Source organism: Domibacillus sp. F004 (assembly GCF_057814295.1).
In genome coordinates this window covers 11,491-37,249 of sequence record NZ_JBVATB010000004.1, presented here as the reverse complement: position 1 = coordinate 37,249, position 25,759 = coordinate 11,491, and the positions used below count along the sequence as shown (strand labels likewise).

General features: G+C 39.7%; 25 protein-coding genes, 1 pseudogene and 1 riboswitch. Of the genes and pseudogenes, 19 read left to right on the top strand and 7 right to left on the bottom strand.

Annotated features, from left to right (window positions below; translation table 11 throughout):
* Window positions 1-60: 60 nt before the first annotated feature.
* Window positions 61-318, top strand: a pseudogene (locus ACZYRN_RS11725) (BCCT family transporter); the annotation flags it as partial.
* A gap of 115 nt (window positions 319-433) precedes the next feature.
* Window positions 434-1,030 (top strand): lytic transglycosylase domain-containing protein, encoded by a 597-nt coding sequence (locus ACZYRN_RS11720; protein WP_488911798.1) that lies wholly within the window; start codon window positions 434-436, stop codon window positions 1,028-1,030.
* A gap of 69 nt (window positions 1,031-1,099) precedes the next feature.
* Here the strand turns inward: ACZYRN_RS11720 and ACZYRN_RS11715 are convergent, their stop codons facing one another.
* A complete protein-coding gene (locus tag ACZYRN_RS11715) occupies window positions 1,100-1,393 on the bottom strand; it encodes a hypothetical protein (RefSeq protein WP_488911797.1) in 294 nt (97 codons plus the stop codon).
* Between the two features lie 167 nt (window positions 1,394-1,560).
* Between ACZYRN_RS11715 and ACZYRN_RS11710 the strand changes: the two genes are divergently transcribed.
* From ACZYRN_RS11710 to bluB, 5 genes are all read left to right on the top strand, one after another.
* Entirely contained in the window at window positions 1,561-2,502 is a 942-nt protein-coding gene (locus ACZYRN_RS11710; protein ID WP_488911796.1) for a magnesium transporter CorA family protein, read from the top strand.
* 150 nt (window positions 2,503-2,652) lie between these two features.
* A complete protein-coding gene (acnA, locus tag ACZYRN_RS11705) occupies window positions 2,653-5,379 on the top strand; it encodes an aconitate hydratase AcnA (protein ID WP_488911795.1) in 2,727 nt (908 codons plus the stop codon).
* Window positions 5,380-5,528: 149 nt separating this feature from the next.
* The gene (locus ACZYRN_RS11700; RefSeq protein ID WP_488911794.1) at window positions 5,529-5,669 is read left to right on the top strand and encodes an FbpB family small basic protein; all 141 of its coding nucleotides are present in this window, start codon (window positions 5,529-5,531) and stop codon (window positions 5,667-5,669) included.
* Between the two features lie 76 nt (window positions 5,670-5,745).
* Window positions 5,746-5,897: riboswitch (cobalamin riboswitch) on the top strand.
* A gap of 143 nt (window positions 5,898-6,040) precedes the next feature.
* Window positions 6,041-7,090, top strand: coding sequence for a nicotinate-nucleotide--dimethylbenzimidazole phosphoribosyltransferase (gene cobT / locus ACZYRN_RS11695; protein ID WP_063964424.1), 1,050 nt, complete (start codon window positions 6,041-6,043; stop codon window positions 7,088-7,090).
* A gap of 14 nt (window positions 7,091-7,104) precedes the next feature.
* Complete coding sequence (bluB, locus tag ACZYRN_RS11690) at window positions 7,105-7,752, top strand: 5,6-dimethylbenzimidazole synthase (RefSeq protein WP_488911793.1); 648 nt, start codon at window positions 7,105-7,107, stop codon at window positions 7,750-7,752.
* A gap of 40 nt (window positions 7,753-7,792) precedes the next feature.
* On the opposite strand, the gene ggt is transcribed toward bluB, so the two are convergent.
* Together ggt and ACZYRN_RS11680 are read right to left on the bottom strand one after the other, a co-directional pair.
* Window positions 7,793-9,475 carry a gamma-glutamyltransferase gene (gene ggt / locus ACZYRN_RS11685; RefSeq protein WP_488911792.1) on the bottom strand — a complete coding sequence of 561 codons (1,683 nt, stop codon included), beginning with the start codon at window positions 9,473-9,475 and terminating at the stop codon, window positions 7,793-7,795.
* Between the two features lie 21 nt (window positions 9,476-9,496).
* Window positions 9,497-10,630 (bottom strand): M20 family metallopeptidase, encoded by a 1,134-nt coding sequence (locus ACZYRN_RS11680; protein ID WP_488911791.1) that lies wholly within the window; start codon window positions 10,628-10,630, stop codon window positions 9,497-9,499.
* 121 nt (window positions 10,631-10,751) lie between these two features.
* Here ACZYRN_RS11680 and ACZYRN_RS11675 point away from each other — a divergent pair, with 121 nt between their 5' ends.
* Both ACZYRN_RS11675 and ACZYRN_RS11670 read left to right on the top strand, forming a co-directional pair.
* Window positions 10,752-11,174, top strand: a complete 423-nt coding sequence (locus ACZYRN_RS11675; RefSeq protein WP_488911790.1) for an acyl-CoA thioesterase — start codon at window positions 10,752-10,754, stop codon at window positions 11,172-11,174.
* Window positions 11,174-11,479 carry a hypothetical protein gene (locus ACZYRN_RS11670; protein ID WP_488911789.1) on the top strand — a complete coding sequence of 102 codons (306 nt, stop codon included), beginning with the start codon at window positions 11,174-11,176 and terminating at the stop codon, window positions 11,477-11,479. Before ACZYRN_RS11675 ends, ACZYRN_RS11670 begins: the two co-directional genes overlap by 1 nt.
* A gap of 1 nt (window position 11,480) precedes the next feature.
* Here the strand turns inward: ACZYRN_RS11670 and ACZYRN_RS11665 are convergent, their stop codons facing one another.
* Both ACZYRN_RS11665 and plsY read right to left on the bottom strand, forming a co-directional pair.
* The gene (locus ACZYRN_RS11665) at window positions 11,481-11,774 is read right to left on the bottom strand and encodes a HesB/YadR/YfhF family protein (protein WP_488911788.1); all 294 of its coding nucleotides are present in this window, start codon (window positions 11,772-11,774) and stop codon (window positions 11,481-11,483) included.
* A gap of 119 nt (window positions 11,775-11,893) precedes the next feature.
* Window positions 11,894-12,493, bottom strand: coding sequence for a glycerol-3-phosphate 1-O-acyltransferase PlsY (plsY, locus tag ACZYRN_RS11660; protein WP_488912030.1), 600 nt, complete (start codon window positions 12,491-12,493; stop codon window positions 11,894-11,896).
* A 233-nt stretch (window positions 12,494-12,726) separates the two neighbouring features.
* Here plsY and parE point away from each other — a divergent pair, with 233 nt between their 5' ends.
* The 6 genes from parE (at window position 12,727) to ACZYRN_RS11630 (ending at window position 20,868) form a co-directional block, all read left to right on the top strand.
* Window positions 12,727-14,703, top strand: a complete 1,977-nt coding sequence (gene parE, locus ACZYRN_RS11655; protein ID WP_488911787.1) for a DNA topoisomerase IV subunit B — start codon at window positions 12,727-12,729, stop codon at window positions 14,701-14,703.
* Window positions 14,704-14,706: 3 nt separating this feature from the next.
* Window positions 14,707-17,130: a DNA topoisomerase IV subunit A gene (gene parC, locus ACZYRN_RS11650; RefSeq protein WP_488911786.1), complete on the top strand. Its 2,424-nt coding sequence runs from the start codon at window positions 14,707-14,709 to the stop codon at window positions 17,128-17,130.
* A gap of 224 nt (window positions 17,131-17,354) precedes the next feature.
* Window positions 17,355-18,803 carry an ATP-binding protein gene (locus tag ACZYRN_RS11645; RefSeq protein ID WP_488911785.1) on the top strand — a complete coding sequence of 483 codons (1,449 nt, stop codon included), beginning with the start codon at window positions 17,355-17,357 and terminating at the stop codon, window positions 18,801-18,803.
* A gap of 10 nt (window positions 18,804-18,813) precedes the next feature.
* Complete coding sequence (locus ACZYRN_RS11640; protein WP_488911784.1) at window positions 18,814-18,957, top strand: hypothetical protein; 144 nt, start codon at window positions 18,814-18,816, stop codon at window positions 18,955-18,957.
* Between the two features lie 97 nt (window positions 18,958-19,054).
* Window positions 19,055-19,435, top strand: a complete 381-nt coding sequence (gene mscL / locus ACZYRN_RS11635) for a large conductance mechanosensitive channel protein MscL (RefSeq protein WP_488911783.1) — start codon at window positions 19,055-19,057, stop codon at window positions 19,433-19,435.
* Between the two features lie 233 nt (window positions 19,436-19,668).
* Window positions 19,669-20,868 (top strand): MFS transporter, encoded by a 1,200-nt coding sequence (locus ACZYRN_RS11630; protein WP_488911782.1) that lies wholly within the window; start codon window positions 19,669-19,671, stop codon window positions 20,866-20,868.
* A 71-nt stretch (window positions 20,869-20,939) separates the two neighbouring features.
* Here ACZYRN_RS11630 and ACZYRN_RS11625 read toward each other — a convergent pair whose 3' ends face one another.
* Window positions 20,940-21,563: an HAD hydrolase-like protein gene (locus tag ACZYRN_RS11625; RefSeq protein WP_488911781.1), complete on the bottom strand. Its 624-nt coding sequence runs from the start codon at window positions 21,561-21,563 to the stop codon at window positions 20,940-20,942.
* Window positions 21,564-21,718: 155 nt separating this feature from the next.
* On the opposite strand from ACZYRN_RS11625, the gene map reads away from it, so the two are divergent.
* The 4 genes from map (at window position 21,719) to ACZYRN_RS11605 (ending at window position 23,877) form a co-directional block, all read left to right on the top strand.
* Window positions 21,719-22,462 (top strand): type I methionyl aminopeptidase, encoded by a 744-nt coding sequence (gene map, locus ACZYRN_RS11620; protein WP_488911780.1) that lies wholly within the window; start codon window positions 21,719-21,721, stop codon window positions 22,460-22,462.
* A 198-nt stretch (window positions 22,463-22,660) separates the two neighbouring features.
* Entirely contained in the window at window positions 22,661-23,017 is a 357-nt protein-coding gene (locus ACZYRN_RS11615; protein WP_488911779.1) for an MBL fold metallo-hydrolase, read from the top strand.
* A gap of 96 nt (window positions 23,018-23,113) precedes the next feature.
* A complete protein-coding gene (locus ACZYRN_RS11610; protein WP_488912029.1) occupies window positions 23,114-23,632 on the top strand; it encodes an excalibur calcium-binding domain-containing protein in 519 nt (172 codons plus the stop codon).
* Window positions 23,629-23,877, top strand: coding sequence for a DUF3006 family protein (locus ACZYRN_RS11605; protein ID WP_488911778.1), 249 nt, complete (start codon window positions 23,629-23,631; stop codon window positions 23,875-23,877). Before ACZYRN_RS11610 ends, ACZYRN_RS11605 begins: the two co-directional genes overlap by 4 nt.
* A 234-nt stretch (window positions 23,878-24,111) precedes the next feature.
* Here the strand turns inward: ACZYRN_RS11605 and ACZYRN_RS11600 are convergent, their stop codons facing one another.
* Window positions 24,112-25,668 carry a zinc-ribbon domain-containing protein gene (locus ACZYRN_RS11600; protein WP_488911777.1) on the bottom strand — a complete coding sequence of 519 codons (1,557 nt, stop codon included), beginning with the start codon at window positions 25,666-25,668 and terminating at the stop codon, window positions 24,112-24,114.
* Window positions 25,669-25,759: the final 91 nt, after the last annotated feature.

Below are 25,759 nucleotides of genomic sequence, written 5' to 3'. Positions count from 1 at the left end.
AAAGGTTTGTCAAAGGACATAATGCCAATATAATGAGTTTGTTATTGTCAGCGTACGTAATTTGGAATTGGTATGCTGACGACGAATGGTTCGCTGACACCGCCAAACAATGTGAAAGTGATATGGGGCATATTCCAGTACATGATTGCCGTTGTTCTTCTATACAGCGGTGGGCTTCAGGCGCTGCAAAATGCGGCAATTGCTGCAGCATTCCCGTTTTCATTCATTATTATTTTAATGATGATTTCTCTTTTTCGTGCTTTTTCAAAAGAGCGGAAAGAGATGCGCAAGAAAGGCGGGCGCCTTCCGCTTACCTAAATCGCAAAAGGAGTGTCAGCACGACACTCTCTTTCACTCTTTCATTTGTTTTGCTTGAAGTTTTCTCCAGTCTTTTCTATGATGAGAAGAGCACGTTTTAATAAAGGAGTACAACATGGTGAAACGAAGAAAGTTACGAAAGAGGGCAATGTATTTTTTATCAACTCCATTTATTATTCTAGGGCTGCTTTTATTGATACTGTTTGCGCTTAGTGACTCAACATCTAAATTAATAGGTTCAAAAAACATTCCAGAAGAATTTATTCCAATTTACAAAGCGGCAGCAGAAGAATATGGAATTCCATGGGAGCTCCTCGCTGCGCATCACCGGGTGGAAACTAAATTTTCAACCATGGATCCAATGATTTCACCGGTTGGTGCAGAAGGACCTATGCAGTTTATGCCATGCACATTTGTCGGTTGGCAGCACCCTACATGCGACGAACTTGGTGAGGGAGAAATACCTGAAAAAGAAAAAGTAAACCCTGAGGTCATTGCTAAATACGGAGGATACGGTGTTGATGCAGATGGGGATGGCAAGGCTGACCCATTTGATATTGAAGATGCTATTTTTAGTGCAGCAAATTATTTGCAGTCAAATGGAGCTGCTGAAGGTGATTTAGAGCGAGCCATTTTTGCTTATAATCGAAGCGACCAGTATGTCTCAGATATTTTATATTATGTTAAAGAATATTCGAAACAAGAAGAATGATAAATGAAGATTTATTAGAATCTTTGAAGTAAAAAAACCGTCTTTGCTGCAAGGAGCAAAGACGGTTTTTCATTGATTTTCTTTTTTATTGTAATAATTAACAGCAAATTGAGAACCTTCGTCGACCATTTTATTATCGTCAATATCTTCTGGATGAGGATTGCCGCCTTTATGAACCGGGAATGCATCTCCAGGAGATGTTTCACCACTTAGTTTCTGTTTTGCCTGGGTCATCCAGCCATCAAATTTTGTACGATTCTCATCTTTTGACAGCCACCAGGCTGCGGCACCGGCACCGAGAAGAAGGTAACCAAGCCCACCGTTTTTTTGTTTCATTGCTTTTTTATTCATCGTATTATACATTGAATTTCCTCCTTCATATTTCTGCATAGACGCCTGCTTAAAAACAGTTTACCCGGATGGGGCATATTCAAAACATTGGCAATGAGAAAGCAAAACGTTTTGAAAAGAAAAATGAGGGTACATTATTAAAATTAAAGTAAGGACATGAGGGGAAGGACAGGATTAAAATGGAACACACATTCCACTCTTCGCAATGGAAATGGACAGAGCTCGACATGAAAAATGAGGAGCAAGTGAAAGAGCTTGCACAGAAGCATCCTGCGTGTAAAAAATGGATTAGAGATATGAAAAAAAATGAAACGAACTTGCTCGAAATGTATACAGGCATGCCCGGGAAAGAATTCATCTGGGGATCGCTCGTTTATATGCAGGATATCCATAAAAAACAAGATAAATCTGTGTTTCATTTTTATTTAACACGAGATGAACTTTTGACATCAGATTTAGATTTAAATAAACTAGATTTTGCAAATGTAAAAGCAATGAAAGAAAAAATGCATCAATCAGAAACAGCGATTGAAGGATTTCTTGTACTAATTGGGGAAATTATGACTCACTTTTTAAAAGAAATTGATAAATTTGAAGTGCGGCTGCGTGACTTGCTCTGGGATATTAAAGAGCGCAATAATACAAATACGCTCGATCGAACGGCGAATGCTGACCACGAACTGCTTATCTGGAAAAACTTGATTATTCCGATGATCGAAATACGTATGGCAGTGGAAGAAGCATTTGGTGACGAGATTATGGAACAGCCCCAATATAAACGAACGAAGCGCCGTATCACACGGGCGCGTGAATTGATACGCGAATATGAAGAAGAAATCGACGCATTGATCGATCTTGAAAGTGTTGTTTCTACACATCGAGGAAATGAAATTATGAAAACATTGACGGTTATTACAACGTTGTTTACACCGGTGACGGCATTTGGCGCCATCTGGGGAATGAACTTTAAACATATGCCGGAGCTCGAATGGAAATTGGGTTATTTGTATGCAGGTGTATTAATTGTTGCATCGACCTTTATTCTATATGCATATTTGAAGAAAAAAGGATGGATGGGTGACATTTTATCAGTCCGTTCAAAAAAATCATTTTTCAAGTGATTAGTTTTTCTTATGAAAGGTGATTAACTTCTTGTTATTTACTTATATTAATCCGTATAATATGATAAAGGACGTGGGAAATTAGAAGAAAAAATAAATAACTAATTTCTCGGATGTCTTACATACTGATATTTAAGAGGGGGAACCGAAATGGCGAAAAATGATGTATTTAACGCCCGCGCAAGCTTTGACCTTAATAGTAAGCGATATAATTACTACCGTTTAGCGGCTCTTGAAGAAGCAGGGATAGCAAAAGTCTCCCGCTTGCCATATTCGATTAAAGTATTACTTGAATCTGTACTTCGTCAATTTGATGGTTATGTTATTAAAAAAGACCACGTTGAAAACTTAGCAAAATGGGGACCGAATGTAGATAAAGAAGCAGAAGTTCCGTTTAAACCATCACGCGTTATTCTGCAGGATTTCACAGGCGTGCCAGTTGTTGTTGACCTTGCGTCTCTTCGTAAAGCTATGGCAGACATCGGCGGTGATCCGCAGGTTATCAATCCGGAAATCCCGGTTGACCTTGTTATTGACCACTCTGTGCAAGTAGATGCCTACGGTACACCCGAAGCACTTGAGCGTAATATGGTGCTTGAATTTGACCGCAATGCGGAGCGCTATGAGTTTTTAAGCTGGGCGCAAAAAGCATTTGATAACTATCGTGCCGTTCCACCAGCAACAGGAATTGTTCATCAGGTAAACCTAGAGTATCTTGCAAATGTCGTACATGCTATTGAAACGACTGAAGGTGAGTTTGAAGCCTATCCAGATACACTTGTCGGTACGGATTCTCACACAACAATGATTAATGGAATTGGTGTTCTAGGATGGGGTGTTGGGGGAATTGAAGCAGAAGCAGGTATGCTTGGACAGCCTTCATATTTCCCTATTCCAGAAGTAGTTGGTGTGAAATTAACAGGTGAACTTCCAGATGGTGCAACAGCTACTGACCTTGCTTTAAAAGTAACACAAGTACTACGCCAGCAAGGGGTAGTAGGTAAATTCGTTGAGTTCTTCGGTGCAGGTGTAGCTTCACTTCCGCTTGCAGACCGGGCGACAATTGCGAACATGGCGCCTGAATATGGTGCCACATGTGGTTTCTTCCCGGTTGACGCAGAGTCACTTGATTACATGCGTCTGACAGGGCGCGAAGAAGGACACATTCAAGTCGTTGAGCAATATTTAAAAGAAAACGATATGTTCTTCACACCAGAAAATGAAGATCCAATATATACAGAAGTGGTTGAAATAAGCCTTGCTGAAATCGAGCCGAATTTGTCCGGTCCAAAACGTCCGCAAGATTTAATTCCACTTACTCAAATGCAAAAAGCATTCCAAGACGCAGTCAGTGCGCCTCAAGGTAACCATGGCTTTGGTTTGACGGAAGAGGAACTGGACAAAACGACAAAGGTTAAATTCAAAGATGGGGAAAAAGTAGAAATGAAAACAGGTGCGATCGGCATTGCTGCGATCACATCATGTACAAATACATCAAATCCTTATGTTCTGCTTGCAGCTGGTTTAGTAGCAAAAAAAGCGGTTGAACTAGGTCTTGAAGTGCCTAAATATGTAAAAACGTCTCTTGCACCAGGTTCAAAAGTGGTGACAGGCTATCTTCGTGATTCCGGTCTCCTCCCATATATGGAGAAACTCGGTTTCAACCTTGTTGGTTACGGCTGTACGACATGTATCGGTAACTCTGGCCCGCTCAAAGAAGAAATCGAAAAAGCGATTGTTGATTCGGATCTTCTCGTTACATCTGTTCTTTCAGGTAACCGTAACTTTGAAGGCCGCATTCATCCGCTTGTAAAAGGCAACTACCTTGCATCTCCACCACTCGTTGTTGCCTATGCGCTGGCTGGTAATGTAAACGTAGACCTTCAAAATGAGCCGATTGGTAAAGGCAAAGATGGACAGGACGTCTTCTTTAAAGATATTTGGCCTGGAACAGCTGAAGTAAAAGAAGCGGTGAAACGTACCGTTACACCTGAATTGTTCCGTAAAGAATATGCTCAAGTATTCAACAGTAATGCGAAATGGAATCAAATTCAAACGAGCAATGAAGCACTTTACAGCTGGAATGAAGATTCAACGTACATTGCGAATCCAACATTCTTCCAGGATCTTTCAACAAATCCAGAGCCGATTCAAGCGCTCACAGGCTTGCGTGTAATGGGCAAATTTGGCGATTCTGTTACAACAGACCATATTTCACCAGCAGGTGCAATTGGTAAAGATACACCAGCAGGCTTATATCTTCGCTCTAAAGGGGTTGAACCACGTGATTTTAACTCATACGGTTCACGCCGTGGCAATCATGAAGTGATGATGCGCGGTACGTTTGCGAATATTCGTATTCGTAACCAAATTGCGCCAGGGACAGAAGGCGGTCTTACAACCTATTGGCCAACAGGCGAAGTGATGCCAATTTATGATGCGTGCATGAAGTATCAAGAGCAAGGAACAGGACTTGTCGTTCTTGCTGGTAAAGATTACGGAATGGGCTCTTCACGTGACTGGGCAGCAAAAGGTACAAACTTGCTTGGCGTTAAAACGGTTATCGCAGAAAGCTATGAACGTATTCACCGTTCAAACCTTGTTATGATGGGTGTGCTTCCACTTCAGTACAAATTGGGCGAAAATGCAATAACGCTTGGACTTACAGGGGAAGAAACAATTGAAGTAGCAATTACAGACAACGTGAAACCACGTGAAGTTGTAACGGTTACAGCAACAAACAAAGAAGGAAAGAAAACAGAATTCCAAGCGCTTGTACGCTTTGACTCTGAAGTAGATGTAGATTACTACCGTCATGGTGGCATTTTACAAATGGTTCTTCGTGGCAAACTGCAAAATGTAAATACAAACAAATAAGTAATACAAAAAAGTCAGATCAGAACTGCACCTCAATTGTTAGAAAAAATCTAATGATTGGGGTGTTTCTTTGTGGCAAGATGATTGAATATTTTGTATAAAATCATTTTTTCGGGAAATAATAGCAATATAAAGAAAGGAGTGAGAAAATGCGCAAAATTCAGAAAAAAACATTTGCAGATCTTATAAAAGAAAATAAGGAAGAGTTACTTGCAGATACAGCAGCGATGAAAGCGCTTGAAGAAAGACTTGAGTTAAAGTGGCTTGCATATGATAAAACAGGAAAATAGGCCGGTATTTGTACCGGACTGTATACATAATTGTTAGTTGCTATTAAAAGGTAATTATAGTTTAATGGAATTTAGAACTGAATAATAATTTGTAAGTGCTTGCAACAAATGTGTTGAGAGATAATAGGGAATCCGGTGAAAAGCCGGAGCAGCCCCCGCTACTGTAAAAGCTTTTTGTTAAACCAAATAGGCTTAAGTCAGCAGACCTGCTTATGAATGAACGTTTCTGTATTCTTCGGAGGGAAGAAAAGGATTTTTAATCACGCTTTGTTTCTATTGCAAATTGAGTGCTTATTTAAAACCTTAACTCCACATGTTAAGGTTTTTTGCATAGATAAGAATTCTGTAAGAAGAAAGGATGATATAGGGGGATGGGAAACTTATTACGAACAATACATATACCCAAACTTGATGAAAAAACAGGTGCTCATGTACAGCAATATGTTAACTCACTGACAAAACCTCTTGGGAGTTTAGGCCGATTGGAGGATTTGGCGATTGAACTGGCAAAGATGACAGGAGATCCTTTTCCGGACGTGTCACCGCCGGGGGTTATTGTGTTTGCAGCGGACCATGGTATCACTGATGAGGGTGTATCTGCTTATCCACAGGAAGTGACAGGTCAAATGGTCCGTAATTTTTTGAATGGTGGCGCAGCCATTAATGTATTTAGTAAATCAATCAACGCCAGCTTATACATCGTGGATATCGGGGTAGCTAGTGATATAGATGAGGAAGGGTTGATAAAGAAAAAAGTACGATATGGAACAGCTAATTTTTATAAGGAAAACGCAATGTCACCTGATGAAGCAGTTAAAGCTATTGAAGTTGGCTATGAGCAGGCACAAAAAATGATTAACGAGGGAGCTAAATGCCTCATTCTCGGTGAGATGGGAATCGGCAATACGACCACAAGCAGTGCTATTGCAGCTGCTGTCAGCGAACAAGATATTCAAAAGCTAGTCGGAACAGGCACAGGAATTGAGAAGGACAAAATTCAGTATAAACAACAAATTATTAAAAGTGCTCTTGAAAAAAGAAATCCGAGGGCAGATGATCCTATCGACATTTTATCGAAAATTGGGGGGCTTGAAATTGCTGGAATGGCAGGTGCAATGCTTGCTGCTGCAAGTAACCGGATACCTATTCTTGTCGATGGATTTATTTCTGCAACTGCTGCTTTGATCGCGAAAATGATCTCCAGTCAAGTCGCCGATTATATGATTATGGGGCATCGTTCTTTAGAACCTGGGCATGACGTTCTCATTCAGTTGTTGGGAAAAAAGCCGCTTCTCGATCTCGAAATGAGACTGGGAGAAGGCAGTGGCGCTGCGGTTTCTTTTCCAATATTACAATCAGCTGTACTAATGGTGAAAGAAATGGCCACATTTGAAACGGCCCAAGTATCCAATAAGGAGTAATGGAGGATCAATGTTTGTTTACAAATGAAGAAAAAGAAGCGATTTACAAAGTAATTTATTCCAGAAGAGATGTAAGAAGCTTTACATCTGATCCAGTTCCTAAAGCAGCGATAGAACGGATTTTAGAAGCGGCTCATCACGCACCATCAGTCGGATTTATGCAGCCATGGAATTTTATTTTGATCGAAGAGGAAGAAATCAAACATCGGTTAGCATGGGCGGCAGATAAAGAGCGAAGAGCCCTTGCGATTCATTATGAAAACGATGATCGTTCATCAAAATTTTTGAATTTGAAAATTGAGGGAATGAAGGAAGCACCATTAACGATATGCGTCACTGCCGATCCTACGAGGGGAGGGTCGCACGTACTTGGACGGAATTCAATACCGGAAACAGACATTATGTCGACAGCATGTGCCATTCAAAATATGTGGCTGGCATCCTGTGCCGAAGGGCTGGCAATGGGATGGGTTAGTTTTTATAAAAAATCCGATGTACGGGATATATTAGAGATACCGCCTCATATAGATCCAGTTGCCTTAATTTCCATAGGTTATACAGATGGTTATCCGAAAGCTCCTATTTTGGAGACAGCCAAATGGGAAAAAAGAAAAGAACTAGAAAAATTAGTATACTATAATAAGTGGCCGGTATTAACGTAATGATAAAGGGATCCCTTACATAAACGGGATCCCTTTTATATTAAAATGGATTTACGGCAACTGGAATACCAGGGCGTGAAGAATCACTGCCACCAAATAATTCCCCTGTTTTGGGGTTTAATAATACGGCCTGCACATTGCCAATGGAAAGTGCAATGTTATCGAACTGGTAATTCATCTGCTCCAGCTTTCGCTTTGCTTTTTCTGGAATCCCATCTTCATGCCAGATAAGCGGTCCGGTCCCATTATAAATGCGAGGCTCTTCAATAGCATCTTTTACATCCATCCCATAGTCAAGAATATGGATCATCGTTTGTAAAACCGACGCAGGAATCGTCGGACCGCCCGGTGAACCGAGTGTTAAGATCGGTTTCCCGTCCTTAAATACAATGGTAGGTGTTTTCATGCTAACAGGGTACTTGCCAGCCTCAACAGAGTTAATACCAGCAGGATCGGGATCAAAATCAGTCATATCATTATTCAGTAAAAATCCATAACCAGGTACCATAATGCCAGAACCGAAAAAATGTTCGAGAGAAGATGTACATGTAGCAATATTGCCTTCCTTGTCGACCGCAATGAAATGTGTCGTTTCCGGTCCAGGTTCTTTCTTATTTGGGTTTTGATAATGCGGCTGTTTTTCTTTATCATAATCCCACGGATTACCTTCTGTTATTGAATCATTGCGGAATTTAAAGTTAAGCAATTCTGCCCGTTTTGTCAAATAGTCATCATGGAGAAGTCCTGCAAGAGGGATATCATAAAAAGCGGGATCACCCATAAAAGCAAGTTTATCTGCAGTCATGATGCGAAGCACTTCAGCGATTATATAATACTTCTCCCATGAGCGAACGCCATATTGCGCGATATTCAGCTTTTCTACTAGTCTTAACATATAGAGAAGTGAAAAGCCGCCGCCATTTGGCGGGGAAGGGACAGCGATCTTATAAGTGCCATAAGTTTCAGTGATCGCTTCAGAAATCGTTGCCTCATATTTTAATAAATCCTCTTTTTCTAAAAATCCATCAAATGATTGGACGGTCTTAATAATCGCATCTGCAATTTCACCTTTATAAAAAGCATCTGCTCCTTTTTCTTGTAACAGTATCAATGTTTTCGTTAACTGTTCATTTACGACTACTTCACCTTCTGTCAGCGGTATGCCATCTGGATAGAAAAAAGTACGGGCTTCTTCACCAAGCCGATCACTAAATCGTTCAAGGCCAGTATTCCACGTTAAATTGACGCGAACGCCTTCCTTAGATAATTTAACAGCAGGTGCTATTACATCTGCCCAATTCATCGTCCCGAACTCTTTCAGTGCTTTTTCGACCCCTTTTAAAATACCGGGTACCGCTACAGCTGTTCCAGGCGTCGACCGCTCGATAAATGAGATGACATCCTGGTGCTCGTCCACAAAGATATTTTTATGCGCTTTATTTGGGGCGATGGAATGTCCATTAACAACAAATGTTTTTTGCTTTTTCGCATCATAGTACATAATAAATCCACTTGCGGCAAGTCCTGTGTTGAACGGTTCTGACACTGCAAGAGCAAACTGCATTGCAGCAAGGGCATCCATTGCATTCCCGCCATTTGACAAAATATCTGCCCCAATTTGGGATGCTTCTTCTGTTGCACTGGCCGTCATGCCGTTTTTCCCGCGTGCCCTCTGTTTATGTGATGCTTCTTTTTGATTGGCCCATATCTCTTCTATTGTCATGCTCATTTCCTCCATCTCAGTTTATGACAAACGCTCAATTGTTTTAGCAAGAAGAGCTGTTCGTTCAATTAAAGAATCAACTACTGTATATTCATCTGTTTCACTATGGGAAAACTCACCGATCGGGCCCATCCCGTCAATCGTTGCTACCCCAATACTTGAAGTGAAAGAGGCATCGGATGAACCGCCTGTTGATTCACCGTGAATATCGAGACCAATTTCTTTTCCTGCTTCTTTCACACGTTCTAAAAGCTCTTGAGATTCCTTCGTCATTTCCATTGGAGGTCTTGAGATTTCGCCTTCCACGTTTGTATTGGTACCCTGCACATTATCTTCTTCCGCAATCGTATAGATCTCTTTTACGATCTCATCTGCTTGTTCTTTGTTTTGAACACGTACATCAATGACTGCTTCGGCGTCGGGTGAAATAGTGTTCGCAGACACCCCTCCGGTAATTAAGCCAACATTGACCGTCAGTCCATTTTCAATATCATTTAGTTGCTGCAATTTAATTACTTTATATGCAATTTCTTCAATGGCACTTCGACCAATTTCAGGCTCTACACCTGCATGGGCACTTTTACCGGTCACATTCAGTTTGAATCGTCCCACGCCCTTTCGTGCTGTGATGACGCCTTCATTTGGCCGTCCGCACTCAACAACAAGGCTGTAGTCTTTCCCTTTAGCTGCTTCTATAATAATTGATTTTGAAGAAGGGGAACCAATTTCCTCATCGCTGTTAAAGATAATATGGACGTTATGAAAGGATGATAATCCCGCATTTTTTAGTGCTTTCATCGCATATAAAACTTGAACGTGGCTCGCTTTTTCATCGTTTACACCAGGTCCATACGCTCTGTCTCCAATAATTTTAAACGGCCGTTCCTGAGCTTCACCATCTGGAAATATGGTATCCATGTGGGCAATAATTAAAATACTAGATTTTTTTGCATTTGGAGATGTAATACTTAAATGATTCCCGAATTCTTTTTCTCTATGCACATCCACTTTCATACCCGCTTTTTCAAATTCTTCTTGAATAATCGAACCTATTTTATCGACATTTTGTTTATTGTAAGAATGACTATCAGTATTGACGAGTTTTTCAAGAAGTGCAATCATGTTCTCTTTTTCATTTTTCAAATATGCAATCAATATAAAAATCCTCCTTAAGGATGATCTATATATGTACCCCAAAAGACAAAAAAGATAAACGATAATCAAAAACATGATAAAATAGATAAAGCAACGAGATCGGATAAAGGAGTTTTTTATATTGTTTATTTCAGAAACAAAGGTAGAAGTTCGCTATGCGGACACAGATGCGATGCAAGTCGTTTACCACGGCCAGTATGTGGTTTGGTTTGAAATCGGCCGTACACAATTAATTAAAGATCTCGGTTTTAATTATGCGGAAATGGAAAAAGCAGGTTTTGTGTCACCGGTGGTTGATATACACCTATCATATAAAAAACCATTTTGCTACGGAGAAATCGCGACAGTCCGAACATGGATTGAGGCACACAATGGTATCCGCACGACGTATGGATATGAAATTTTGAATGAAAAGGGCGATGTATGTGTGTTAGGTTCAAGTGTTCATACGGTTGTAAATAAAGATACATTTCGGCCAGTGAAATTCAAAAAAGAATTTCCAGAATGGCATCATGTATATGAACAGGAAAAGAAACCGGTTTAATGGCATTTGGACTTAAACGGGCAGATATAGAGCGATGGAAGAAAGAAATGGAAGCAGGTCATATTGCCTTTTTAACACATTACTGGTACGATGAGCGGTTTCCACAGTATTGTACGGTAACGAAAGCGGGCTGTATATACGTAGACAGGCTGGTGGAATGGGGATATACGTACGGATTGATGCCGGAATGGATTGATATGCGCACCCCATCCCGGCCGCATTTTGACTTACTTGGTGAAAAACAGCTAATTATTTTAAAACATGAAGGGTTAGACGATCATATTCAAAAATTTCAACTGAAATAGATTAATCACGTATATATTTATAAGCGGGTTCGTCTAATTGTTCATTAAATTCGACGACTAGATGATGCCCGTTAAAATACCATAAATCTTTTTCTTCGACAAAATAGATAATGCCGTCGTGATTTGCTGTCACAGCCGCTTCAATTGGCTCTTCTTTTGAAACGCCGAGTGAAAATCCATCATGCAGCGGGCTAAATCCGCCGTAGCGTACGTAAAAACGAATATAGTCCCCTTTAGCTGCATACATTTCTTGTTCAAACCATTTTTTTGCTAGAGTGTTCAATTCAATTTTCATGATGAATTAACTCCAATCCTTTTTTCTTAGTGTATCATGAAACGATGTGCAGTTATATGTATTCAAAAATGAATGAACAGAAACAAGCGGTTTAACGCGATAACGTTAAACCGCTTGTTTCAATTTTTTTTACCAAAACTTGCTTTCGGCTCCGTTTTGTTTTTAATGCGAACAATGTTCGAACGGTGACGGAAAAGAATGAAAAAGAATATGGCTGTAATCGCTGCGAGAAAGGGGAGATCATTTGTATAAAACGTCTGAATGATCGTATAAATGAATGCGATCGCGGCGGTTAAGACAGAAGCAAGAGATACATATTTGGTCAGTAAAACGACAATGACAAAAATCGTGGCTAAAAATAAAAAGAAAAGCGGGCTGTAGGCGAGCAAAATACCAGCGGAGGTTGCCACAGCTTTACCACCCCGAAAACTGGCGAAAATAGGAAACATATGCCCAATGACCGCCATAAGTCCGGTAATCAGTGGATGAATCCCTGCATCGAACCAAATTGGCAGCAATGTGGCGGCTGTTCCTTTTAAAATATCAGCGGCCGTGACCGCTGCACCCGCTTTTTTGCCGAGAACACGAAATGAATTAGTCGCACCCAGGTTACCGCTGCCATGTTCACGTATATCAAGGCCGAAAAAGACTTTGCCGGCAATGAGTCCAGATGGGATTGAACCGAGTAAATAAGCGATAATTAAAATAAATGCTTGAATCAATTTCTCAATCTCCCTTTTCATAATGTATAATCATTTGAATAACGTTCCTTCATCATTTTACCATGATGACTGATGCGGCGGGAAAAATATTTCGGTTGATTCTCCTTTAAAAGTGACGTACTCTTTTAACGAAATAGAGATCATATTGGTGAACGATTGAAAAGTATGATATGATAGTTAGGAACATACGTTTCACTGCACGGGTTTTTTAGAAAGAGAGGGAAATTTTTATGGCGGATTCAAAACAAAAAACAGTATACAATGATGAATCCATTCAGGTGCTGGAAGGACTTGAAGCAGTCCGAAAGCGTCCGGGAATGTATATAGGTTCGACGGATGGGAGAGGACTGCACCATCTCGTTTATGAAATTGTAGACAACTCTGTAGATGAAGCACTCGGTGGATATGGAAAAGAGATCAATGTTATCATCCACGAGGATAATTCGATCAGTGTGCGTGACTACGGCCGAGGAATGCCGACAGGGATGCATCGCACAGGAAAACCGACAACAGAAGTTATTTTAACGGTTCTGCATGCAGGTGGAAAATTTGGCCAAGGTGGCTATAAAACAAGCGGCGGATTGCATGGCGTAGGTGCATCGGTTGTAAATGCCTTGTCCGAGTCATTGACTGTTACTATATGGCGAGATGGCTTTCAATATGAACAACATTTTCAAGATGGAGGAAAGCCTGCCACAACCCTTGAGAAAAAAGGGAAAGCGAAAACGACCGGAACAAAACTTCATTTTAAGCCGGATCGGACTATTTTTTCAACGACTGTGTATCAATTTGATACGCTTAGCGAACGGCTGCGTGAGTCGGCTTTTTTGTTAAAGGGATTAAAAATAACGCTTGAAGATAAACGAAAAGACCAGGAACAAATAGAAGAATATTATTATGAAAACGGCATTGAAGAATTCGTCAAATACTTGAATGAAGAAAAAGATGCTCTTCATCCTGTTGCGTCTTTTTTCGGCATACAAAATGATATTGAGGTAGATTTTGCATTTCAATTTAATGACGGTTTTTCAGAAAATATTCTTTCATTTGTTAATAATGTACGGACGAAAGACGGTGGAACACATGAGTCTGGGGCGCGTGCAGCAATGACGCGCACATTTAATGAATATGCACGCAAAAGCAGTCTGTTAAAAGAAAAAGATAAAAATTTAGAAGGAACAGATATCCGTGAAGGGCTGACAGCAATTATATCTGTCCGTGTGCCGGAAAACTTGCTTCAGTTTGAAGGACAGACGAAAGGAAAGCTTGGCACAGGAGAAGCACGCTCGGCAGTTGATCAAAGCGTATCGGAAAAGCTTCTTTATTTTCTAGAAGAAAACCCGGAAATTAGCACACTACTTATAAAAAAAGCGATAAAAGCTGCGCAGGCACGTGAAGCGGCTCGAAAAGCACGTGAAGATGCTAGAAGCGGAAAAAAACGCAAAAAAGGCGAATCTATTTTATCTGGGAAACTAACACCGGCACAATCACGGAATCCAGAAAGAAATGAGTTGTACCTTGTCGAAGGGGATTCGGCGGGCGGTTCAGCGAAGCAAGGAAGAGACCGCCGTTTCCAGGCTGTTTTGCCGCTTAGGGGGAAAGTAATTAATACTGAAAAAGCAAAACTTGCGGACATTTTCAAAAATGAAGAAATTAATACCATTATTCATGCGGTTGGTGCAGGCGTAGGACCGGATTTTGCTGTAGAAGATGCAAATTACAATAAAGTTATTATTATGACAGATGCTGATACAGATGGTGCGCATATTCAAGTGCTGCTTTTAACCTTTTTCTACCGATATATGAAGCCGCTCATTGATAATGGAAAAGTATTTATTGCAATGCCGCCGTTATTTAAAATAAGCAAAGGCACCGGAAAAAAAGAAGTTATTGAGTATGTTTGGACAGAACGTGAACTGGATGCTGTGATGAAGAAAATGGGCAAGGGTACGACAATTCAGCGCTATAAAGGTCTCGGTGAGATGAATGCTGATCAGCTCTGGGATACGACGATGAATCCCGAAACAAGAACGCTGATCCGAGTAACGATTGACGACATTGCCCGGGCAGAGCGCCGTATTACAGTTTTAATGGGAGATAAAGTGGAGCCGCGCAGGAAATGGATCGAATCCAATGTTGCATTTGGACTTGAAGAAGAAGCAGCGCTCTTAGAAAATGATCAGTTGTCCGGCATCAGGGAGGAATAATTAATGGAAAAGGAAAACATTCAAGATTTACCGCTTGAAGACGTCGTTGGTGACCGATTCGGGCGGTACAGTAAATATATTATACAAGAGCGGGCACTGCCTGATGCGCGTGACGGATTAAAACCAGTACAGCGCCGTATTTTATTTTCGATGCATATAGAAGGAAATACACATCAAAAGCCGTTTCGAAAAGCGGCTAAAACAGTCGGGAATGTTATTGGTAACTATCATCCTCACGGTGACACGTCCGTCTATGATGCGATGGTCCGCCTTAGTCAGGATTGGAAAATAAGAACACCGCTCATTGAAATGCATGGGAATAATGGTTCTGTAGACGGGGATCCGCCTGCTGCCATGCGTTATACTGAAACAAGATTATCTGCTATTGCGGGTGAATTGTTAACCGATATTGAAAAGCAGACGGTTGATTTTATTCCAAACTTCGATGAATCGACGAGCGAGCCGATCGTGCTTCCGGCAAGGTTTCCAAATCTACTCGTTAACGGATCAACAGGAATTTCATCAGGGTATGCAACGGAAATTCCGCCGCATCGCCTTGATGAAGTAATTGACGCAGCCATTATGCGAATGGAACAGCCTGATTGTACGGTCGAACAGTTGATGACTGTTATTCCAGGCCCTGATTTTCCAACGGGTGGTATTATTCAAGGCGTTGACGGCATTGAAAAAGCGTATAAAACAGGTAAGGGCAAAATTGTTATCCGCAGCCGGACAGAAATTGAAGACATCCGAGGCGGACGTCAACGAATCGTGGTAACGGAAATTCCCTACGAAGTGAATAAAGCATCGCTCGTGAAAAAAATGGATGAACTTCGTATTGATCGAAAGCTTGATGGGATCTCAGAAGTACGTGATGAAACGGATCGAACGGGTCTTCGTATTGTTATTGATTTGAAAAAAGAAGCGGATGCTGAACTTACATTAAACTATTTATACAAAGCAACAGATTTGCAGGTAGCGTATAACTTCAACATGGTAGCAATTTACAATAGACGTCCTGTTTTAATGGGGCTGAGCCGCATGCTTGATGCGTATATCGAACATCGAAAAGAAGTGGTGACAAACCGGTCTATATATGATCTTGAAAAAGCGAAAGCGCGACATCATATTGTAGCGGGTTTAATAAAAGCTTTGTCGATTCTCGATGAAGTAATTGCCTGTATTCGCGCTTCCAAAGATAAACAGGATGCGAAAAACCGTCTTGTAGCGGAATTTGCCTTCACAGAAGCACAGGCGGAAGCTATTGTCACCTTGCAGTTATACCGTTTAACAAATACAGATATTACCGCGCTTGAAAAAGAATCGGCAGAACTTGAAAAAACAATTGAGCAGCTAGAAGCCATTTTAGCAAGTACGAGTAAACTTGTGTTAGTAGTGAAACGCGAACTGAAAGAATTGAAAAAAATGTATGTAACAGAGAGACGCACAAGTATTGAAGAGAAAATTCAAGAAATAAAAATTGATCGTGAAGCAATGATTCCAAGCGAAGACGTCATTGTGTCTGTTACACGTGAGGGATATATTAAGCGAACGGGCACCCGATCTTATGGGGCATCTGGAGGGCTTCCTGCAATGAAGGAATCAGATGGTCTTTTATTTAAGCAAGAAATGAATACAACCGATGTTCTTCTTGCGTTCACAAACAAAGGCAACTATTTGTATTTACCAGTGCATGAGCTGCCAGATATTCGTTGGAAAGATACTGGCCAGCACGTAGCAGGGCTTATAAATGGATTGAAAGATGAATCCATTATAGCCGTTTTTCCAATCCGTGATTTCACAAAAACAAATTATCTTTTATTTGCAACAAAAACTGGTATGGTGAAGCGAACGGGGCTTTCTCAATTTAAAGTACAGCGATACTCGCGCCCGCTTATGGCAATGAATGTAAAAGATGATGATGAAATATGTACAGTTGTGATGACTGATGGCCATTCTGATGTTATGATTGTTACATATTTTGGCTATGGTGTCCGCTTTGGAGAAGAAGAAATACCAATTGTTGGTCCCCGAGCTGCTGGAGTGAAAGGTCTGAGTTTAAAAGAAAATGATTACGCTATTGCGGCAATTGTCTCTTCAGATGGAGATCAAGCACAATTTATCGTGGTGACAAATCGCGGCGCTGTAAAACGGAGCGGATTTGACCAATTTGAACGAACAGCACGATCAAAGCGCGGTGTTGTGTTGTTGAGAGAATTAAAAAACAATCCACATCGTATTGTTGGTGCCGCCCTCCTTGATGACCAGTATACGTATTTGTTGAGAACGAAAAAAGGGGAAGATAATGAGATAGATGTACAGTCATTTAAAAAAGTAGACCGCTATTCAAATGGTTCTTTTGTGATTGATGAAAAAGAACAGGGAGCCGTTGAGCGTCTTCTTTTGTCGAAAAAAATAGCTGATTAATGAAAAAGCTTTGTGTCATACTGATGCAAAGCTTTTTTTAAATACATTATATGCAAAATTCAAAAATAAAATTTATAAAAATAACCAATGATATAATATAAGTGAAAACAATTGCATAATTTATGGTAGGTGAAGAGGGATTTTCTATAAATATGCCGAAATGAAGTTACTAAATAGTACAGCGTCTTGACTTTTTTGTAGAAAGAAAGGGGAATACGTGGTCAGTGGAGAAACTTTTAAAATCAGAATGTCAGAAGCTGGAATCACTCTCTGTGAATCGTTTTACCCGCGATAAGGAAAATCAATTTGAAGAGCTTTTTGGACATGTAGCAGAAGGGTCTTTATTTGTTGACGATGAATGGAGATTAACATATATAAACGAGCAGTATGAATCACTGCTGAATGTTGAAAGCGGATCATTGATCGGAAAATCCATGTGGAGTATATTCCCGGATTGGGCTGGTAGTTTATATGAGCAAAATCTTAAAAAAGCGGCCACAACACGACAGGTGATGAAGTTTGAAATTTTTTCAAAAATGCATAATCGGTACTTTGAAGTATGTGCATTCCCTCAGTTAACCGGACTGTCTATTTTCATAAAAGACATACATGATCAACATATGATGTATACGCGTTTACAGGAAATAGAACAGCAAATGATAGAAATGAGTGAAAACATACGGGAAATGTTTTGTATTCGCACCGTTAAGGATAGAGAGATATTATATATAAGCAAATCAATTGAAGAAATATGGGGAATTAAGAGAGAGATGATTTATAAAAACCCTGCATTATTTATGGAGATGGTATGTCTAGAAGACCGAGATATGTTTATTAGACAAATACACCAACCCGAAGGCACTTTTGATTATCGGATCATTCGAGCTGATGGCTGTATACGCTGGATTCGCTCCCGTCAGAATGTCGTGTATAATGATCAGAAAGAACCTATACGTGTAATTAGTGTTTCGGAAGACATTACGGAATTAAAAGAAAAAGAGGAGCTCATTCATAATGCTGATACGCTTGGAGCAATTGGCCAGCTGGCAGCAGGTATTGCTCATGAGATTCGTAATCCAATGACATCTATTAAAGGCTTTGTACAACTTTGGCAGCAAGAATCGTTCAATCCCTATAGTGAAATTATTTTATCGGAACTTGCTCGAGTAGAGTTTATTATGAACGAATTTTTAATGCTTGCAAAGCCGCAGAAAGTGAGAAAAACGACTGTCGTCAATTTGCATGACCTGATTGATGAAGTCGTCACATTTATGCGCGCGGAAGCGTCTTTAAAGGATATTGAAATTAAAGTGGATATAGAAAAATCGCTGCCATTGATTGAGCTGGAACCAAAGCAAATTAAGCAGGTCCTTATTAATTTGATAAAGAATGGTATGGAGGCGATGTGTGAAGGTGGATGTGTCATCGTTTCAGCATCCTCTGCACTGGAATCCATCTTCATTCATATCATTGATCAGGGAGTGGGTATTCCTGAAGAGGCTATTCCACGCCTTGGGGAGGCATTTTATTCAAGTAAAGAAAAAGGAACAGGTCTCGGTCTAATGGTCAGCATGAAGATGATTCATCATCACAATGGCAATTTGTCTTTTACAAGTGAAGAAGGAAAAGGAACGAAAGCAACGATCACATTACCTGTAAGCAAAGAAAGGTGAGGTGAATAATGTGCAGATTATTGCTTTTTTCATTCATCTTTTCATTTATGCCATTCCCGTTTTTTTTGTGACGCTGTTCGTCCGTTTATTTAAATCAGAACAAAAATTGAATCGGCGTTTAAGTGAAAGAGACCGGATGAAGAAAGAAGAATAAGTCCTTTTCACTGATTTCATTATTTTGTCGAAAAATGGATTACATTACTATAAAGTGATGATATATTGAAGTAGACAAAAAATGAAAGGTGAAAAAGATGATCAAAGAATTTAAAGAATTTGCGATGCGAGGGAACGTCATTGATCTGGCAGTAGGGGTTATTCTCGGGGCAGCATTCGGGAAAATTGTAGCGTCACTGGTTAGTGATATCATTATGCCGCTTATCGGTCTTTTACTTGGTGGAATTGATTTTTCCAATTTGTCACTTACTGTTGGTGAAGCGGTAGTAAAGTACGGACTATTTATTCAAACGATTGTTGACTTCATGATTATCGCCTTTTCTATTTTCCTGTTTATTAAACTTTTTAATAAAATTTACACTCGTGAGAAAAAAGTCGAAGAAGCACCCCCTTCTTTAACGAAAGAAGAAGAGTTGTTAACTGAAATTCGTGATCTATTACAAACAAAACAGCTATAAAAAGATGTTCAGGCAGCCGTCTGGCATCTTTTTTTTATGAAAGCTTTGTAAAAGTGACATCTATTTTGTGCGTATTTAATTTACGTATGGTAGAATTAAAAGCTCAGCCATTTTAAATGAAATAAGAATAGGGGAAATAAGCGATGTATTTGGAAAGATAAAATTTTCACAAAAACAGGCATCTACCAAAAAAAACGCTAGAAATCCTTGATAATAAGAAAGCAGGTTTTAGTGTGTCTAGAAAAAATATACAAAATTTCCCGTTATTCATTTTGATGATGAATATGTTTATTGTGATGATGGGAATCGGACTTGTCATTCCTATTATGCCGACGATTATTCATGAATTTGGAGCAAGCGGAAAAACATATGGATTTTTAATTGCTACGTTTGCTTTTGCACAATTTTTATTCTCCCCATTAGCAGGTGATTTATCTGATCGCTACGGTCGTAAAAAAGCCATTATTTTCGGATTAGTGTTATTTGCATTCTCACAGTTTTTATTTGCCTTTTCAGATAATCTTGCATTGTTATATATATCCCGTGCAATCGGCGGGATTGGCGGAGCGTTTATGATTCCGTCTATGATGGCGTTTGTTGCGGATATTACGACACTTGAAACACGCGCGAAAGGAATGGGAAGGCTTGGTGCTGCGATGTCATTCGGGTTTGTTGTCGGCCCGGGTATTGGTGGTTTTCTGGCAGCTTTCGGTTTACGGGCACCATTTGTCATAGCTGGTATAGTAGCAGGAATTGCAGCTGCTTTGTCTATTTTCTTTTTGAAAGAGCCTGAAAAAAAGGTAACAGAGCAGACAGCAATCAAGCAACGAGAAAATTTATTGAAACAGCTTGCTCTCTCAGTAAAAAAGCCGTATTTTATTTTACTCGTCATGATGTTTACTCTTTCGTTCGGTCTTGCTAATTACCAATCAACGATCAGCTTGTATGCAGATGAAAAATTTGGCTTTAGTCCATCAGATATTTCGATTTTAATGGTTGTCGGTGGTCTTGTTGGTGTAATTGTTCAAGCATTTGTACTCGATCGTGTACTGGAGCGTTTTGGGGAAGTACGTGTCATGAATACAATGCTTATTGTTGCGGGAATATCCATGCTTAGTATTTTATTCGCGACTGGATTTATATCGGTATTAGTTATTTCTGGTGTATTTTTTACGGCAGCATCCCTTTTGCGTCCAGCTATTAATACGACTGTCTCCAAAATGGCAGGAAATGAGCAAGGCTTTGCTGCAGGAATGAACAATGCGTATATGAGCATCGGAAATATGATCGGTCCAGCTCTGGCTGGAATGTTATTTGATGTAAGCATGGGCCTACCTTATATATTCGGTACGCTTATTATCGGTGTTACACTTATTATTTGCATGAATTGGGCAAAAGGCCGGAAAAGACAAAACGTCTCCAGTTCTATCTAATCAAAAAGAGCACAGGCGAAGTTGAACTGTGTCCCGGTTGTTAGACATAGTCTAGCAACCGGGACACTTTTTTATCCTCTTGATGCAAAATCGACAATATCATCAGGTGTCGCGGCTTTAAAATCAGGACCATTGATTAACGATTCGTCGTCATAGCCCCATGATGTCCAGACGACACGAAGGCCAGATTTTTTACTTGCATCAATATCACGCTGTTCATCGCCGGCATAAAAGACGTCTTCAGCTGTGTAACCATACTGCTTAAGCAGCTTTTTAATAAGTTTGTCTTTGCTGAAAATGTATTTAGAAGATAAAATATCATGTACATAGTTGATGCCATTTGATTCAAGGCAATTTTTAATAATATCGCTTGCGTTAGATGAGATAACGGCGATATGAATGCCACGGCTGTTCAATTCATCAAGCATCTGTTTTACACCGGGGAAAAGCGGAAGTGTTTCTCGAGATTCACGTATGTAACGGTATAATTTCGGAGCGGCAAAGGGTATATTGCGCATAGGGAAATTTAAATGATGGCACCGCTCGGGAATACTCATTTTTTTTAAATCATCCAAATCTTCTGGATTCACTTTAGTATAGCCTTCCTTTTCAGCGAAATTGTTATAAGCTTTAATAAATACTTGCAAAGAATCAGAAAGTGTTCCATCAAAATCAAATATTACACATTTTGCCATATGCATATCACCCTTTCGAATAAGGACAAAATTGTCCGTGTATACTGTTAGTTTAACACTGGAACGGTACATCACACATAAAAAAGATTTTTTTCACGATGTGCCCATTCTGTTATAATAAGAATTGGAAAATCAAAAGAGAAGGAATGACCAATATGATCGTAAAAACAGATGAGGAAATGCGAGCATTAAAAAAAATTGGCGGCATTGTGGCTGTCATTCGAGATGAAATGCGCGCTTATACGAAACCAGGTGTTACAACAAAAGAAATTGACGAGCTGGGAGGACGTTTATTTAAAGAGCACGGGGCTATTTCTGGTCCTAAAAGCGAATATGATTTCCCCGGCTATACATGTATTAGTGTTAACGATGAAGTAGCGCATGGTATTCCGGGAAGCCGTGTGATTCAAGAAGGCGATCTTGTGAATATTGATGTATCCGGTTCTTATGATGGCTATTTTGCAGATACAGGTATTTCATTCGTTGTTGGTAAAGGTGAACCGATTTTGACGAAATTATGTGAAGCAGCAGAGCAGTCATTTGAACGCGGTCTTCTGAAAATAAAAGCAGGTACCAAGCAAAATCAAATCGGGAAAGCCGTTGCCAATGAAGCACGCCGGAATGGATTTACGGTCATTAAAAATTTAACAGGCCATGGTATAGGAAGATCCCTTCATGAAGCACCAGATCATATTATGAATTATTTTGATCCATGGGACAATGCCCTTTTAAAAGAAGGAATGGTACTTGCATTTGAACCTTTCGTGTCAGAAAAAGCAGATATGATTAAAGAATCAGGGGACGGATGGACGTTCAAAACACCTGATGGCAGCCGAGTAGCGCAAATTGAACATACTGTTATTGTAACGAAAGGTGAGCCGATTATTTTAACGAAATAATCGGTTTCTATTTCTCAAGATACAATAGATATTGTTCGAAATGCTTATATATCAACGTTTTAAGCCCCATATAACAATAAATTATGGGGCTGTTTTTTGTCTTTTTTGCACTCACTGACCATAAATTGACCATATTTAATTTGATTCCATGTAATTTCGAAGAACGTCATTGATCTTTGTGCGTCTTTCTTTCGTAAGGTGGGTGTAGACATCCATTGTCACTGTGAAACACTGCTACCGTTCAGTGTCGATTTCCTTGATGTCGGACAAGGCGATGCCATCTTGCTGGGCTTTCCGAATGGTAAAAACATGCTAGTGGACGCAAGCCGCAGTGATGATGCGGTTAAAACAGCTCTTGAGGCGCTAGGTGTTTCATCTATCGACACATTCGTAGCTACACACCCTGATGCAGATCATATCGGCGGCGCGGATTATGTCATTAAGAACTACGGCGTTAAAACTGTCGTTGATTCCGGCCAAGATCACACAACGCAAACCTATCTAGATTATTTAACAGCGGTTCAGTCAAAAGGTGCAGCGTTTAAAGTGGCATAAGAGGGACAAAACATCACGCTTGATTCAACGGTTACTGTTAAAGTACTTCACGTAGACGGGGCGGCGGCAGACTTAAACGAGGGATCCATTGTGCTCATGGTGAGCTATGGTGAAGTTGATTATCTCTTGACTGGTGATGCAGGCGTAGAAGTAGAAGCTGAATTAATTAAAAAATATGATTTAGATGCAGAGGTATTGAAAGTATCTCATCACGGATCTGAAACAGGCACATCGCAGGCGTTTTTAAATGCAGTGGATCCACTCGATGCGATTCTGTCATATGGGGAAGGAAACCAATATGGTCATCCCACTTCAGATGTATTGAAACGATTATTTTTACAGGGAATCGATGTATGGAATACACCAGAAGGTACGGTTGAAACCTGGACAGATGGACAAGACATTTACTTTGAACAAGATAATTTAGGAACTGTTCCAGCTCCGGAACCAGAGCCAACGCCTGAACCGGAACCGACTCCAGAACCACCTGTTCAAACAGGATTCGCCAACTGTACTGAACTTCGAGAAGTATATCCAGATGGTGTAGCGAAGGGGCATCCTGCTTACCAAGATAAAATGGATCGAGATAACGACGGCTGGGCGTGTGAGCGATGAGAAATGGTATTTACACGATTGATTCTATTGAAAAAGGTCACGCAAAGTTACTCTGGCGAGAAGATGAATCGATTGAAGAGTTAATAGCTGTTGAAAAAATTAGTTACGCAGCAAAAGAAGGGGATTTGGTAAGAATTGAATTGTCTGATGCTGGTGTGAAGATTACATTTTTAAAGGAAGAAATGGAGAGTATTAAAGAGGAAATAAAAGCAATCAAAGAACAGCTGCTTAATCGAGATCAATAAGTAAAAGCCGTATCAGTCAGTATACTGGTACGGCTTTTTATCTGTTTGGTAAGAGAGATAATAAACAAAATTTCTAAAATTGATTCTTAAACTTTAAACTTCCTCGGTAGAGAAGACTTCAATTGGCTTCCAAGTAAACAGTAATTGGCTGAGAGCCGGATTATATAGATCATTAAAAACCGCAAAACCATCAAAATAGGATGGTTTTGCGATCTTCGTGCTAACATATAATATTTAATTATTTGCAGTTCTGCATTTACGACATGATATAGCTCCAAGACGGAATACGTTAGAAGCAATGCTATCCCATGCCGTTTGATGTTCTTTACAGTAAAAGAAAATACGTCCACTATGACCATAGGAAATCTTATCAGGTGTGATGGTATTCTTTTTAAAATCCCAATATTTTTCAACTAATTCACTATGTGTATTAGCGACACTTTTTTCAAACGAAACTCTTCGACGTGCAGCAGACTTTTTTTTCGATTCACATGCCTTACAACCGCTTGAATTATTACCAAAAACACTAAATGCTACTGCTTGCCAAGATTTATGGTGTTCTTTGCAATACAAATCAAGCTTGAAGTGTGAACCTGCTGTAATCTCTTCGGGTTTTACTCTATTCTTTTCAAAGTCCCAATATTGCTCGACTATTTTAGGATGGGTAAAGGCTACACTATCTTTAAAATCCACTTTGCTTCTTCGGGTACTCGCACTTTTGTTCGCTTCACATTTTGTACATCCAATATAGTTACCGTTAAAAATGTTATAAGCATAGGCTTGCCAACTTTGCTTGTGTGTTTTGCAATGAAAGAATAACCTTACCTTACTTCCTGAAGAAACATGTTCAGGCTTAATCAGGTTCTTTTCAAAGTCCCAATAGGTTTCCACTATTTCTTTATGCGAATACAGAACACTGTTGCTGATTTCACTTTTATAATACTGGCTTTGGATTGCAATGAAGTCTGCGAATGTGTTTACCTTTACTTCATTAAGTTTCTCAGTGTTTGAGGTATCTTTTTCTGTCAGATAAGTTAATAAGGTTTTTATTACTTCATCCAGCGAAGAAAGACTATTAGGATTATTTCTAATGAAACAAATTGATTGCTCTAAAGGTGGTAGTTTCTCTCTAATACGAATGGTTGTCAATCCTGCGCTAAATAATTGTCTATTTTTATATATGTCATATGTCTCTTTAGTTTTTCCAGAGTGGAAATAGTGACCATCGTATTCAATTACAACGCTTAACGATGGTATAAAAAGGTCTGCTTCGAAAGATTTATTGTCAATTTTTAAAATATGTCGATGTTGAATGTCTGAATAGACTTTGGAAAGGTAATATAAAATAGCTTGTTCTGGAAGTGAGGTGCCTTTACTATTGCACCTTTTACAACCTGTATTTCTGACATGGCGTAGCCAAACAGTCGTTTCCCATTCATAATTACATCTATGACACTTCCACCATACTTTTCTTTGGCTTCCTGTACTAATTTCTTCCGGAACAAGTGTCCCATTTTTATCTGGATGCCACTGGGCTGACAAGTAAGGATTATTTATCGAAAGTCTATTACAATCACATAGTCTAGGTTTACTCCCTTTTACTCTAGATTGAACAATCATTGGATAAATAAATCCACAATCTTCACAAATCCAGGACACTTTTTTATTGCTATTGATCGTTAACTTATCAGCTGTAATATTTTTATTTATTTCTGTTGATGCAAGCCATTTTGCAACGTCTGGACGTTTGATGGATAAACGATTCTCATCCGTCAATTTGTTACTCCCCATTTAATCTCACTCCTTTATAACTTGCTAATTGTAGCAAAAAAAACATCGTGATTTATTGGTACTTACTGTAAATGTAGAATTTAGATAGGAA

Excerpts from the sequence above, each read along its gene's own strand:
- ACZYRN_RS11700 (WP_488911794.1), top strand. The coding sequence starts at position 5,529 with ATGCGCAAAATTCAGAAAAAAACATTTGCAGATCTTATAAAAGAAAAT.
- mscL (WP_488911783.1), top strand. The coding sequence starts at position 19,055 with ATGATCAAAGAATTTAAAGAATTTGCGATGCGAGGGAACGTCATTGAT.
- ACZYRN_RS11710 (WP_488911796.1), top strand. The coding sequence starts at position 1,561 with ATGGAACACACATTCCACTCTTCGCAATGGAAATGGACAGAGCTCGAC.
- parC (WP_488911786.1), top strand. The coding sequence starts at position 14,707 with ATGGAAAAGGAAAACATTCAAGATTTACCGCTTGAAGACGTCGTTGGT.
- parE (WP_488911787.1), top strand. The coding sequence starts at position 12,727 with ATGGCGGATTCAAAACAAAAAACAGTATACAATGATGAATCCATTCAG.
- ACZYRN_RS11720 (WP_488911798.1), top strand. The coding sequence starts at position 434 with ATGGTGAAACGAAGAAAGTTACGAAAGAGGGCAATGTATTTTTTATCA.
- ACZYRN_RS11605 (WP_488911778.1), top strand. The coding sequence starts at position 23,629 with ATGAGAAATGGTATTTACACGATTGATTCTATTGAAAAAGGTCACGCA.
- map (WP_488911780.1), top strand. The coding sequence starts at position 21,719 with ATGATCGTAAAAACAGATGAGGAAATGCGAGCATTAAAAAAAATTGGC.
- ACZYRN_RS11715 (WP_488911797.1), bottom strand. The coding sequence starts at position 1,393 with ATGTATAATACGATGAATAAAAAAGCAATGAAACAAAAAAACGGTGGG.
- ACZYRN_RS11625 (WP_488911781.1), bottom strand. The coding sequence starts at position 21,563 with ATGGCAAAATGTGTAATATTTGATTTTGATGGAACACTTTCTGATTCT.
- ACZYRN_RS11670 (WP_488911789.1), top strand. The coding sequence starts at position 11,174 with ATGGCATTTGGACTTAAACGGGCAGATATAGAGCGATGGAAGAAAGAA.
- acnA (WP_488911795.1), top strand. The coding sequence starts at position 2,653 with ATGGCGAAAAATGATGTATTTAACGCCCGCGCAAGCTTTGACCTTAAT.
- ACZYRN_RS11665 (WP_488911788.1), bottom strand. The coding sequence starts at position 11,774 with ATGAAAATTGAATTGAACACTCTAGCAAAAAAATGGTTTGAACAAGAA.
- ACZYRN_RS11600 (WP_488911777.1), bottom strand. The coding sequence starts at position 25,668 with ATGGGGAGTAACAAATTGACGGATGAGAATCGTTTATCCATCAAACGT.
- cobT (WP_063964424.1), top strand. The coding sequence starts at position 6,041 with ATGGGAAACTTATTACGAACAATACATATACCCAAACTTGATGAAAAA.
- ggt (WP_488911792.1), bottom strand. The coding sequence starts at position 9,475 with ATGACAATAGAAGAGATATGGGCCAATCAAAAAGAAGCATCACATAAA.
- ACZYRN_RS11610 (WP_488912029.1), top strand. The coding sequence starts at position 23,114 with ATGGTGAGCTATGGTGAAGTTGATTATCTCTTGACTGGTGATGCAGGC.